Annotated in this window: 12 protein-coding genes; 3 read left to right on the top strand and 9 right to left on the bottom strand. The window is 69.2% G+C overall.

Translation table 11 applies throughout. The features are described from left to right. Nucleotides 1–3: 3 nt before the first annotated feature. Entirely contained in the window at nucleotides 4–1,422 is a 1,419-nt protein-coding gene (locus AW271_RS01850) for a family 2B encapsulin nanocompartment shell protein (protein ID WP_062330711.1), read from the bottom strand. A gap of 122 nt (nucleotides 1,423–1,544) precedes the next feature. On the opposite strand from AW271_RS01850, the gene AW271_RS01845 reads away from it, so the two are divergent. After that, on the top strand, nucleotides 1,545–2,333 hold the full coding sequence (locus tag AW271_RS01845; protein WP_169806258.1) for a DUF1963 domain-containing protein: 789 nt from the start codon (nucleotides 1,545–1,547) through the stop codon (nucleotides 2,331–2,333). 125 nt (nucleotides 2,334–2,458) lie between these two features. Here AW271_RS01845 and AW271_RS01840 read toward each other — a convergent pair whose 3' ends face one another. Further along, nucleotides 2,459–3,238, bottom strand: a complete 780-nt coding sequence (locus tag AW271_RS01840; RefSeq protein WP_062330705.1) for a hypothetical protein — start codon at nucleotides 3,236–3,238, stop codon at nucleotides 2,459–2,461. 147 nt (nucleotides 3,239–3,385) lie between these two features. Between AW271_RS01840 and AW271_RS01835 the strand changes: the two genes are divergently transcribed. Beyond that, nucleotides 3,386–3,670 carry a hypothetical protein gene (locus AW271_RS01835; protein WP_062330702.1) on the top strand — a complete coding sequence of 95 codons (285 nt, stop codon included), beginning with the start codon at nucleotides 3,386–3,388 and terminating at the stop codon, nucleotides 3,668–3,670. Between the two features lie 44 nt (nucleotides 3,671–3,714). Beyond that, entirely contained in the window at nucleotides 3,715–4,380 is a 666-nt protein-coding gene (locus tag AW271_RS43245; protein ID WP_218007919.1) for a hypothetical protein, read from the top strand. Between the two features lie 62 nt (nucleotides 4,381–4,442). Here the strand turns inward: AW271_RS43245 and AW271_RS01825 are convergent, their stop codons facing one another. The 7 genes from AW271_RS01825 to AW271_RS41310 all read right to left on the bottom strand — a co-directional run. Then, nucleotides 4,443–6,077 carry a fucose isomerase gene (locus AW271_RS01825; RefSeq protein ID WP_062330697.1) on the bottom strand — a complete coding sequence of 545 codons (1,635 nt, stop codon included), beginning with the start codon at nucleotides 6,075–6,077 and terminating at the stop codon, nucleotides 4,443–4,445. Beyond that, on the bottom strand, nucleotides 6,077–7,543 hold the full coding sequence (locus tag AW271_RS01820; RefSeq protein ID WP_062330694.1) for an FGGY-family carbohydrate kinase: 1,467 nt from the start codon (nucleotides 7,541–7,543) through the stop codon (nucleotides 6,077–6,079). The genes AW271_RS01825 and AW271_RS01820 overlap by 1 nt, the downstream gene beginning before the upstream one ends. Continuing rightward, a complete protein-coding gene (locus AW271_RS01815) occupies nucleotides 7,540–8,517 on the bottom strand; it encodes a LacI family DNA-binding transcriptional regulator (protein WP_218007918.1) in 978 nt (325 codons plus the stop codon). The genes AW271_RS01820 and AW271_RS01815 overlap by 4 nt, the downstream gene beginning before the upstream one ends. Continuing rightward, a complete protein-coding gene (locus tag AW271_RS41315) occupies nucleotides 8,499–9,095 on the bottom strand; it encodes a hypothetical protein (RefSeq protein WP_218007917.1) in 597 nt (198 codons plus the stop codon). Before AW271_RS41315 ends, AW271_RS01815 begins: the two co-directional genes overlap by 19 nt. A 253-nt stretch (nucleotides 9,096–9,348) precedes the next feature. After that, complete coding sequence (locus tag AW271_RS01800) at nucleotides 9,349–10,194, bottom strand: carbohydrate ABC transporter permease (protein ID WP_062330685.1); 846 nt, start codon at nucleotides 10,192–10,194, stop codon at nucleotides 9,349–9,351. Next, nucleotides 10,191–11,090 (bottom strand): carbohydrate ABC transporter permease, encoded by a 900-nt coding sequence (locus AW271_RS01795; RefSeq protein ID WP_062330682.1) that lies wholly within the window; start codon nucleotides 11,088–11,090, stop codon nucleotides 10,191–10,193. The genes AW271_RS01800 and AW271_RS01795 overlap by 4 nt, the downstream gene beginning before the upstream one ends. Next, nucleotides 11,087–11,567, bottom strand: a 481-nt coding sequence (locus AW271_RS41310; RefSeq protein WP_218007916.1) for a hypothetical protein, incomplete at its 5' end; no start/stop codon positions are given. The genes AW271_RS01795 and AW271_RS41310, both read right to left, overlap by 4 nt.

Below are 11,567 nucleotides of genomic sequence, written 5' to 3'. Positions count from 1 at the left end.
GTGCTAGTCCCGGTGCCCGAGCTCGACGTTCTCCAGCACGCCCAGCGCGTCGGGCACCAGCACGGCGGCGCTGTAGTAGGCGCTCACCAGGTAGGAGATGATCGCCTGCTCGTTGACGCCCATGAACCGCACGTTGAGGCCGGGCTCGTACTCGTCCGGGAGCCCGGTCTGGTGCAGCCCGACGACCCCCTGGCTCTCCTCGCCGACGCGCATCAGCAACATCGACGAGATCCCGGTGTCGCTGATCGGGATCTTGTTGCAGGTCAGGATGGGCACCCCGCGCCAGGCCGGCACCTCACGCCCCAGGATGTTCACCGTGTTCGGGTAGAGCCCCAGCTTGGAGCACTCGCGCCCGAACGCGGCGATGGCGTGCGGGTGCGCCAGGAAGACCGTCGGCTCCTTCCAGACGACGGCCAGCAGGTCGTCGAGGTCGTCGGGCGTGGGCGGCCCCGACCGGGTGGAGATCCGGTGCCCGTGGTCGGCGTTGTGCAGCAGCCCGAAGTCGCGGTTGTTGACGAGCTCGTGCTCCTGCCGCTCCCGCAGCGCCTCGACGGTCAGCCGCAGTTGCTGCTCCACCTGGTTCATCGGCTCGTTGTAGAGGTCGGCCACCCGCGAGTGCACCCGCAGGACCGTCTGCGCGACCGACAGCTCGTACTCGCGCGGGTGGGTCTCGTAGGCGACGTAGGTGTGCGGCAGCGTCGGCTCGCCGGAGTGCCCCGACGACAACTCGATCGCCGCCTCGCCGTCGGCGTCGGTGTGCGGCGTCTCGGCGTGCAGCCGCGCGTCCAGGTGCGCCCGCAGCCCCGCCGCCCGGTCGGCGACCTCGGCGAACGCCTCCTTCGTCAACGACAGCAGCACACACGGGGTGACCGCGCGGAACCCGAACTCCCAGACGCCGTGGTCGTCGAGGAGGGCCTGCTCCCCGAAGTAGGCCCCGTCGGACAACACGCCCAGCGACACGGCGTGGCCGTACTTGCCCGCGCCGAGCCGGTCGACCTTGCCGTGGGCCAGGATGTGGAACCGGTCGACCGCCTGCTCCGGGCTGACGATCAGGTCGCCGGCGGCGTACTCGGTCTGCTCGAACCGGCTCGCCAGCGCGGCCAGCACCTCGCCGTCGCCGTACCCCCGAAGCAGCGGCAGCTCGCCCAGCTCCTGCGGGATGACCTGCACCCGGGCGCCGGTCTTCAGGCACTGGATACGGCCGTCGCCGATCGTGTACGACAACCTGCGGTTGACCCGGTAGGTGCCGCCCGCGACCTCCACCCACGGCAGCACCTTCAGCAGCCAGCGGGACGAGATGCCCTGCATCTGGGGGACGGACTTGGTGGTGGTGGCGAGGTTGCGGGCGGCGGCGGTGCCGAGGCTGGAGGCGTGCTCGGCCACCGCGGCGGCGGTGAGTTCGGCGTTGATCTCGGTGGTCATCGGACGCCCTTCACGAGGGAGGGGCCGGCCCCCTCCGACGTGGATCACGTTGACGAAAGGGAGGCGGTGGACCGGCGCACATGGGCAAGGCTTTGCCGGTTGCGTGCGCCACAATGCCGATCATGACCCCGTGGTTGACCGACTACGCGGCCCTCGTCCGCGACCACCTGCCCGCCCGGACCGCCGCGAAGCTCACCGCCCTGGCCCGCCCGACGATCCGGCTCACCCACGCGGCGGAGGGCGACCCCGTGGTCGGCCGCCTCGGCGGCACGCCCCTGCTGCCGCCCGACGTGCACGTGCCCGCCGGCCTCGCCCTGGCCGCCGAACTCGACTGCGCCGCCCTGGCGCGTTACGAGGTCGACCTCGACCTGCCCGAGACGGGCACGCTGGTGTTCCTGGCCGGGGTCGAGGACACCGAGGGTTTCGTGGTGTACGTCCCTCCGGGCGCCGCCGTCGCCGCGAGGTCCCTGCCGGACGCGTACCCGGAGCTCCCTCTGACCGCCCGGACGGTCGCGACCTGGCCGGAGAGTTGCCAGCCCCACCTGGTGGAGGCGTTCGGCGGCGTCAAGGAGACCTACGCGGCGGTGTGGCACCGCGACGACTTCCGCGACGCGCTCGACGACTTCGAGCGGGCCCGCTTCCGCCGGACGATGCACTCGGTGGGCGGCTACTCGGTGGCCTTCCAGCGGTCCGTCGAGGAGGTCGGGGCGGCCCTGACCGTGCCGGGCGGGTGGCGGGACCCCGGTTTCCTCGCCGAGGCGAAGGAGTGGGTGACCCTGCTCCAACTCTCGGAGGACGAGGAGGCCCGGATGATCTGGGGCGACGGGGCCTACCTGATCTACGGGATCCGCCGCGACCATCTCGCGGCGCGGGACTTCTCCCGGGTGCTCTACTACGATCAGGGCCACTGAAAACGGCGCTCCCCGTCGGGGAGCGCCGTGATCATGTCAGACCTGCGGGATGTTCTCGGCAGGTCAGCACTGCTGGATGTCCTCGCGAAAATCCCTTATGGCATCGAGCCCGCCTTGTGGGGAGCTCAGAAGCGCTGCACGTCCTCGCAGGCGACCGGGTCGGGGTCGAGACCGTCCTTGTCGATGACGATCGAGTCGACGCCCAGGCCGCAGTCGAGGTCGGAGTCCTTCTCCAGGTCCTTGGCGAACAGTTCGTCGTTGCCGCCCAGGCCGAACAGCTTGTCGCCGTCGCCGCCGCCGTCGTCGATGCGGTTGTTGGCGTTCGCGCCGATCAGGAAGTCGCCGCCGAACGTGGATCCGACGATGTTCTCCACGTCGCCGCGGACGTTGTCGTTGTCGATGTTGCGCCCGTCGCCGGCGTTGTCGTCGAGGCTGACCCGCACGGAGCTGTTGCTGGACTTGTAGGAGATCGTGTCGGTCCCGGTGCCGCCGATCCAGGTGACGTTGTGCCCCTGGGCCGAGGTGCTGCTCCCGATGAGGTTGTCGTTCCCGTCGCCGCCGTTGACGGTGCCCCTGATCGAGACGCCGACGCTGAAGGAGTCGTTCAGGTCGCCCAGGTCGGCGGAGAACTCGGTCGCGGTGGTGCCGCAGGTGACCGCGCGCGGCGACAACTTCACGCAGCCGCCCTTCGGGGTCAGGTTCACCGTGTCGAAGACGGCGATCTGACCGTTGAAGACGGTGATCGAGGCGCTGTTGACGCTCTGCGCGCCCGCGACGTAGGTGATCTTCCCGTTCTTGAGTTCGACGGTGCCGGCGGTCGCGGCGTTGCCGGTGCCGGAGAGGCCGGCGGCCAGCGCGGTGGCGGCGATGGTGAGGGTGGCCAGCCGGGCGATGAAGGTACGCATTTCAGTTCCTTGCTCTCTCGTTAGGAGTGATTCGCGAACCAGTACGGGGGCCTGTGGCCCGGCAGTTCCGTTGTGTGCAGAAGTGCACTCTCACCGATCTAGACGAGTACCAGACCTATATATTCATGAACCGGTACACTGACAGACATGACCTCCACCGAGAAACGCGACCTCGCCACCGACACCGCCGGGATCCGGGAGGACATCGGCATCCTCAGAAGCGGCCAGTCGGACATCGAGAGCTTCGTCAAGGACGTGTACCTCGAAGTGCGCACCCTCCGGGGAAACGACCTGGCCCTCGTCCGGGGCAGCACCGATCTCCTGCGTGACCGCCTCGGCGAGATCAGGGCCGGTCAGATCGAGATCCGCGACCTGCTGACCGAACTCGTCCGCCGCCTCGACGCGGTCGGCGAAGCCGCAGATCACACGTAGACGAGCACCGACCTCTTCTGGAGTCAGCCGCTAACATGAGCACCGTGCCCGAGCGTTCCGCCGAAGACCGTATGGACTGGTTCGAGAACAACATCCACGACATCCGCTACGACATCGGCGGAGTCCACGACCGCGCCATCGACACCCGCAAGGACATCATCGCCCTGCGCAAGGATGTCCAGACGCTGGACGGTCGAGTCGTCGTCCTGCAGGACGACATGACCGTCGTGAAAGCCGACATCGCCGAGATCAGAGAGGACACCGCCAACCTCTGCCTCGGCCAGGTCCGGCTCGAGAACAAGATGGAGGAGATGCGCAGCGACATCACCGAGCTGCGCGGGGACGTCACCCAGATGCGCGGCGACATCACCGAGCTACGTGGGAACGTCACCCAGATGCGCGGCGACATCACCGAGCTGCGCGAGGACATCACCGAGATACGTGGCGAGATCACTGAAATACGCGAGGACATCACCCAGATGCGCGGCGACATCACCGAGCTACGTGGGAACGTCACCCAGATGCGCGGCGACATCACCGAGCTGCGCGAGGACATCACCGAGATACGTGGCGACATCACCGAACTGCGCGGGAACATCACCGAGCTGCGCGGGGAGGTCACCGAGATGCGTGGTGACATCGCCACTCTGAAGGCCGGGCAGACGGAGATTCGCGAGCTGCTCATCACCTTCATGCAGCGCAGCGCCTGACCCCCGTACACGCGAAAAGGCCCTGACCGGGGTCCGTCAGGGCCTCCCTCGCCGGTCAGGGGCTAACCCAGGTTCGCGTCTCCGCAGATGTGCACCTTCACGCCCAGTTCCTCGAACAGGGCCGCCTTCGCCACCAGCGCCTTGTCCGCCGTCTCCCCGTCAGGCGCGTAGGCCACGTTCAGGTGGTTGGCCTTGTGCCGGGCCATGAACTGGTCGCGGCTCACCCCGTGAAACACCGCGTGCATGATGGGCCACGCCGGGGTCGTCGCCTGGGAGCGGCGTTCCGTCTCCTCCTCGGGCAGGGAGACGGCCGACGCGCGGCCCAGGTCGACGTGCAGTTCGCCGTCCTGGATGAAGACTCTGCTCCACACGATCTCGCCCGGCTTGCAGACGCCCTTGATGGTCGAGCCGCCCAGCGGGAAGTAGACCGGGTCCTGCCGCCAGCCGACCGCGTCGGCGTAGCCGTTCTCGAAGTGCGATGGCGGGACCGAGCCGGAGATCTCGAAGACCCACACGAACTGTCCGTCGTACTCCTCGCCCCAGCGCACGTCGTGCAGCGTCGTCGCGGGGTCGAGGCCCATGGCGGTCCAGATGCGGTTGGTGACCAGGGCGTCGACGGCGACGCCTTCGTCGGCCTCGTTGAAGTGCGGGAGCGGGGCGTCCTCCCACAACACGCGGGAGCCGTCGCGGGTGGTGACGGGCGGGCGGGAGGCGTTGTTCAGCAGGCCCTCGGCCAGGTCGGAGGCCGGGGAGAGATCCTTGAGGCCCTGCTGGTACTGGATGCCGACGGCGTCGAGGCCGTAGTCGTCGCTGATGCGCAGCGCGGCGACGTACATCTTGTACTGCCATCTGAGCTGCGCCTCGGTCAGCTCGGTGGCCTCGTCTTCGCCCAGCTTGAAGGTCATGCCCTGCTCAAGGAGCCACGTCCCGACGGCGTCGGCTTCCTCGTCGGAGGTGCGGAGCATCTCGGCCCACAACGCGCTCTGCGAGAGGCGTTCCTTGTAGACGCCGATCGGGTTCAGCAGCTCGTCGTCGATGATCGCGTTGTACATGCCCATGCAGCCCTCGTCGAAGACGCCGATGATCGCCTTGTCGGTGAGGAGCTGGCGGGCCAGGGCGACGCCGAGGTCGCGTTCGGGGCTTTCGGTCAGTTTCGGCAGGTCGTGGACGTGGGAGGCGTCGTGCTGGATCGTCCCGGTCTCCACCCAGCTCTTGATGCCTGCTTTGAACCAGTCGTCCTGGAAGTCGACGCTCCAGATCGTCGAGTACGCCACTCCCATCTTCGTCATGCCGGAGTTCAGGCCCAGCAGGCCGACGAGGCCGGGCCAGGTGCCCTCGAAGTTGGCGACGGTCAGGATGGGGCCGCGGTGGGTGCGCAGGCCGGCGAGCACGTGGTGGCTGTACTGCCAGACCGCTTCGGCGACGATGAGCGGGGCGTCCGGCGGGATGGTCTTGAAGACCTCCAGGCCCATGCGCTGGCTGGAGATGAAGCCGTGGCCGGTGGCGGGGTCGACGTCGTTGGCGCGCACGACCGTCCAGCCGAGTTCGGCGAAGGCGGCGGTCACGTCGGCTTCCATCTGGACCTGGGTCGGCCAGCCCGCCAGGTTGGCCGACAGGCGCAGGTCGCCGCTGGCGATCAGGTAGGCGGTCTTCGGCGGCGCGGCCGGGCGTTGCGGCGTCGGGGGGAAGGTGTACATCAGCGTGCTCCTCCGGAGGAAAGATGGTGTTCCCGGGCCGCGAGGGCGTGCGCGACCTCGCGGGTGGCGGGATAGAGGTCGAGGTAGAGGGTGTAGAGCTCGTCGTAGGCCGGATCGGGCACGGGGGTGACGGTCGCGGCCGGGGGGTTCCAGTCCGTGATGGCGGCGCCGGTGGTGGCGCGGGCCGCCAGGTAGGCGGCGCCGTAGGAGGCGCCGATGGTGGTCGTGGGGATGACCTGCGGCAGGCCGGTGACGTCGCTGACGATGCGGGTCCACAGACCGCCCCGCACGCCGCCGCCGACCGCGACCACACGTGTGACCTCGGCTCCGGCGGCCCGCAGCGCCTCGACGTTGTGCCTGACGCCGAGCGCGGTCGCCTCCAGGGCGGCCCGGTAGAGGTCGCCGCGGGTGTGGCTGAGGGTCAGGCCAGCGATGATTCCGCGCGCGTCGGGATCCTGGACGGGGGTGCGCTCCCCCGCGAAGTACGGCAGCATCAGCAGGCCGTGTGCCCCCGGGCCCGACGCCTCGGCCTCGGCCAGCAGGGTCGGGAAACCGGTTCCGGTCAGGTCGCTCAGCCATGAGGTGATCGCGCCCGAGGTGGCCATTCCCCCGGCCAGGTTGTGGGAGCCGGCGTACGCGCCGACCGTGCCCCACATCGAGGGGGTGCGCAGCGGCCGGTCGACCGTGGCGATCAGGAACATCGTCGTGCCGTACATCAGCATGAGGTCGCCGGGGTTGCAGGCGTCGACGCTGACGGCTTCGATCCAGGCGTCGATCGAGCCGGTGATCACGGGGGTTCCGGCGGAAATGCCCGCCAGGTTCGATTTCACCGTCCCGGCGATCTCATCGGACCAGCGCAGGGCGGGCAGCTCCAGGCCGGGGGCGACGAGCGGGGCCCATTCGGGGTCCCAGCCGGTGCCGTCGTACATCGGGGTGCACTGGCTGGCCGAGTGGTGGTCGAGGGTGTATTCGCCGGTCAGGCGGTAGAGCAGCCACGACGCCGGCATGAACAGGCGCCGGGCGCGGGCCCAGGTGTCCGGTTCCCGCTTGGCGACCCAGCGCAGTTTCGGGCCGACCGCCTGCGACGACAACACCGAGCCGCAGCGGGCCAGAATCGTCTCCGCGCCTCCGAGGAGCTCGGTGATTTCTGAAATCTCCTCCGACGCGCGGGTGTCGACGCCGTACAGGATCGCCGGGCGCAGCGGGGCGCCGTCGGCGTCGGTCAGCAGGGCGCAGGGGCCCATGCCGCTCACGCCGACCGCGGTGATCTCCCAGCCGGTGGTCAGCTCCTCGGCCAGGGAGACGAATTCGGCCCACCAGATCTCGCCGTCCATCTCCACGTGGCCGGGGTGGGGGCGGGCGACCCGGTGTTCGCGTACAGAAGAAGCGAGGACCGTGCCCGAACCGTCGACCACGACGCCTTTGCTCGACGAGGTGCCGATGTCGACGCCGAAGAACAAGGTCACAATCTCTCCCGGGTGTTCGTGTCGCGCAGGATGACCGTGCGCGCGGGTCCGTCGTCGCCGGCGATGCGGGTCAGCAGCAGCGCCGCCGCGGCTTCGCCGAGGTTGCGGGCGGGCAGGTCGACGACCCGCACGCCCTGCCGTTCGAGCGACGTGAAAGGAAGATCACCGAATACGGCCAGGCCGAATCGCGGCGGTTCGAGCCCGCGTTCGCGCAGGACGTCGAGCGCCCCGGCGGCCATCAGGTTGTTGGCGACCACCACGGCGTCCGGCGGTTCGTGCAGCGACAGCAGGTCGCGCATGGCGGCCCGGCCGCCGTCGACGCGGTAGTCGGCGTAGCGGAGCAGCCGGTCGCCGGGCCAGGCGGTGGCCTGCCGCCACCCCTCCATTCGCAGTTGCGCGGTCTCGACCGACTGCGGCCCGGTGATGCAGGCGACCCGGGAGAACCCGGCCGCCAGCAGCGCCTCGGCCGCGACCCGGCCGCCGGCCCGGTTGTCGACGGTGACCGCGTCCACGTCGGGGCGGTGCAGGCTGCGGTCGACGGCCACCACCGGAACCCCGTGCTCGATGAGTTTCTGCACGTCACTGGCCCCGTCGGCGGGCGCGATCAGCACGCCGGCCATGTGCTCGGCCAGCACGATGTCCATGTACGTCTGCTCGCGCTCCGGATCGTCGTCGGTGTTGCACAACACGACCGAGTAGCCGCCGGCGCGGGCCCGGTTCTCCACGCCGCGCGCCAGCGCGGTGAAGAACGGGTTCTCCACGTCGGGGATGATCAGGGCGATGACCTCGGAATACTGTCCGCGCAGGCGGCGCGCGGCCCGGCTGGGGGTGAAGCTCAGTTCCGCCATCGCCGCCCGGACCTTACGTTCGGTCGCGGGCGAGACGCGGGCGCCGTTGATGACCCGGCTCACGGTGGCCGCCGACACCCCGGCATGGGCGGCCACCTGGTAGATCGTCACCTTCGGGCCGGCCACGTCCGGCCCTGGAGGATGTCGATCTCGTCGAGCAGGCCGATCGTCTGCGTGGCCGTGACGACCAGCAGCAACGGCACGACGACCACCGCGAGCACGCCGGTGGACGCGGCGGCGGCGAACCCGCCGAGCCAGTAGAGAGCCACGATCGTGAGCGCCCACAGAGGCTTGAACGCGACCAGGATCGCCCCGCCCCGCAGCGCTTTCAGGCCGGGCTTGTCGCGTAGGGCGCCGTAGGCGAGGGCGTACGGGAGCACGACCATCGCCAGCGCGCCCGCGACCACGGTGACGCCGGTCAGGAGCGCGCATCCGGCGACGAACAACGCGAGAACCGGATCGAATCCGCGCAGCTCAGCGAGGCGCGGAGCCTCACCACGGGCGACCAGCGCGCAGAACCGCGCGACGGAGGTGATCGCGAGCGACGGCGGCAGGGCGGCCAGCGCGGTCATCCACGCCGGCGCCCCGACCGTCGCCGACGCGATCAGCGGCACGAGCGTCGCGAGGAAGAACAGGCCCGCCACGACCGCACGAGGCAGTTCCCGCCAGAACAGCAGGAACGCGGGTTTCAGAAACACGACCATCAGAACCTCGCCCTGGTCGCCGGCCATGCGGAATTCAGAAACGTGCCCATCAGGACCTCGGCCCGGGCCACCGGGCATGCGGAGTGCAGGGACGTGCTCACCAGAACCTCAGGCCCAGTCATCGACCATGCGGAGTCCAGAGAAGTGCTCATCGGCATCTCGGCCCGGGCCACCGGCCACGCGGAGTGCAGGGACGTGCTCACCAGAACCTCAGGCCCAGTCACCGACGATGCGGAGTTGAAGAGCGTGATCATCAGAGCTTCAGTCCGCTCGACGCGATCGACTGGACGATGTACCGCTGGGCCGCGATGAAGACGATCAGCACCGGCACGATCGCCATCGCGATGCCGGCCGCGATGGTGCCGAGCGAACCGGTCGAGAAGCGGCCGGCCAGCAGCACCAGTCCGACCGGGAGCGTCTGCTTCTCCGTGTCGGAGATCATCACCAGCGGGAGCAGCAGGTCGTTCCACCAGTACGTGAAACACAGGATGCCCAGCGTCGCGATCGACGGGCCCGACAGCGGCAGGATGATGCGCGCGAACGTGTGGAACCGGGAGGCGCCGTCGATCTTGGCGGCCTCCTCCAGTTCGTACGGGAGCGCCATGAAGTGCTGGCGCAGCAGGAAGATGCCGAACGCGGAGAAGATGCCCGGGAAGATCAGCGCCCAGAGCGAGTTCGTCATGCCGATCTTCGACATCACGAGGAACAGCGGCACGATCGTCACCTGGATCGGGATCATCAGCGACCCGATGACCACGGCGAACAGCACGCCCTTGCCCCGGAACCGCAGCCGCGCGAACGCGTAGGCGGCGGTGGAACAGGTGATGAGCTGCGCGATCGTCACGGTCCCCGACACGATGATCGAGTTCAGGAAGAACCGGAAGTACGGCACCTGCTCGGTCACCTTGCCGAAGTTGTCCAGCGTGAGGTTCTCCGCGTGGAAGGTCGGCGGGAGGCGGTAGAGCTCCGCGTCGGAGCCCGAGAAGGCCCCGCGGAAGATCCACAGGAAGGGCGCGGTGATGGCGACGGCCGCGACCACGAGGATCACGAACGTCAGGACGCGCGCGGCGACGTGCCCAACGGTCAGTCGGCTGCTCATTGGTAGTGGGTCCATCTGCGCGAGAACCAGAACTGGATGGCGGTCAGCACGACCAGGACCAGCGCGAACGTGATGCCGATCGCGGAGGCGTAACCGAGGTCGAAGTCGCCGAAGGCGCGGTCGTAGAGGTATTCGACGATCGTGCGGCTGGAGTCACCCGGGCCGCCCTGGGTCAGCACCCGGGGTTCGGCGAAGATCTGGAAGGAGTTGATGGTGTTGATCACGACGAGGAAGAAGATGGTCGGTGACAGCAGCGGGAAGGTGATGCGCCAGAACCGCGTCCAGGCGCCCGCGCCGTCGACGATCGCGGCCTCGCGCAGCTGCTTCGGGATCGATTGCAGGCCGGCGATGTAGACGAGGATCGAGAACCCGATCGTCTTCCACGAGTTGACCATGATGACCGAGATCGGCGCCCAGGTGGAGCTGCCGAGCCAGTCGATCCGGTCGAGGCCGGTCAGCCCGAGCACGTAGTTGACCAGGCCGAGGTCCTTGTTGAGCAGGAACCGCCAGATCAGCGCGACCGCCGAAGCCGACACGACGAACGGGAACAGGAACGAGAGCCGGAAGAACGCCCTGATCCAGCGGGGCATCCTGGTCTCCAGCAGCACCGCGAGCAGCAGCCCGAGCACGACGTTGACGGCCAGGATCACCAGCGCCATGTAGGTCGTCGACCCGTAGACGCCGAGCAGCCGCTCGTCGGTGAACAGCCGCTCGAAGTTGTCGAGCCCGGCGAAGGTGCCGTCGCTGAGCAGGTTCCAGTCGAAGAAACTCAGGATCAGCACGCCGACCGTCGGCGCCAGCACGAACACCAGGAACGTGAGGATCGACGGCGTGAGGAAGGCCAGCGCCGCAGCCCCGTCTCCCCGGGTCCGGGCCTGCGCGTGTTCGGTACTCACCGGCCGACCTCACCGGAAGAGCCGACCCGGGGCCGGACCGCCGGGCGATGGAAGCCGTCCGCAAGGGCCGTCTGAGAGGCGGAGCCTCGCAGCAGCCGAATCGCCGGGCGATCGAAACCGGCCACACTGGCCGACCGCGATGCGAAGCCTCCCGACAGCCGGATCGCCGCGCGATCAAGACCGGCCACACTGGCCGACCGAGATGCGAGGCCTCGCACCAGCCGAATCGCCGCGCGATCGACGACCCCGCCGGTCGACTGAGATGCGAAGCCTCCCTGCAGCCGAATCGCCGCGCGATCGACGACCGCGCTGGCCGGCTGAAGTACGAAACCGTCCGAGGGCCGGATCGCCGCGCCGCCGGCGTCGGGTGCGGAACCACGCTGGGGCCGGATCGCCGCGCCGCCGGCGTCGGGTGCGGAACCACGCTGGGGCCGGATCGCCGCGCCGCCGGCGTCGGGTGCGGAACCACGCTGGGGC

Source organism: Herbidospora sakaeratensis (assembly GCF_001570525.1).
GTDB lineage: Bacteria > Actinomycetota > Actinomycetes > Streptosporangiales > Streptosporangiaceae > Herbidospora > Herbidospora sakaeratensis.
This window is presented reverse-complemented; position numbering and strand designations above follow the sequence as displayed.

Excerpts from the sequence above, each read along its gene's own strand:
- AW271_RS01850 (WP_062330711.1), bottom strand. The coding sequence starts at position 1,422 with ATGACCACCGAGATCAACGCCGAACTCACCGCCGCCGCGGTGGCCGAG.
- AW271_RS01845 (WP_169806258.1), top strand. The coding sequence starts at position 1,545 with ATGACCCCGTGGTTGACCGACTACGCGGCCCTCGTCCGCGACCACCTG.
- AW271_RS01840 (WP_062330705.1), bottom strand. The coding sequence starts at position 3,238 with ATGCGTACCTTCATCGCCCGGCTGGCCACCCTCACCATCGCCGCCACC.
- AW271_RS01835 (WP_062330702.1), top strand. The coding sequence starts at position 3,386 with ATGACCTCCACCGAGAAACGCGACCTCGCCACCGACACCGCCGGGATC.
- AW271_RS01825 (WP_062330697.1), bottom strand. The coding sequence starts at position 6,077 with ATGTACACCTTCCCCCCGACGCCGCAACGCCCGGCCGCGCCGCCGAAG.
- AW271_RS41315 (WP_218007917.1), bottom strand. The coding sequence starts at position 9,095 with ATGGTCGTGTTTCTGAAACCCGCGTTCCTGCTGTTCTGGCGGGAACTG.
- AW271_RS01800 (WP_062330685.1), bottom strand. The coding sequence starts at position 10,194 with ATGAGCAGCCGACTGACCGTTGGGCACGTCGCCGCGCGCGTCCTGACG.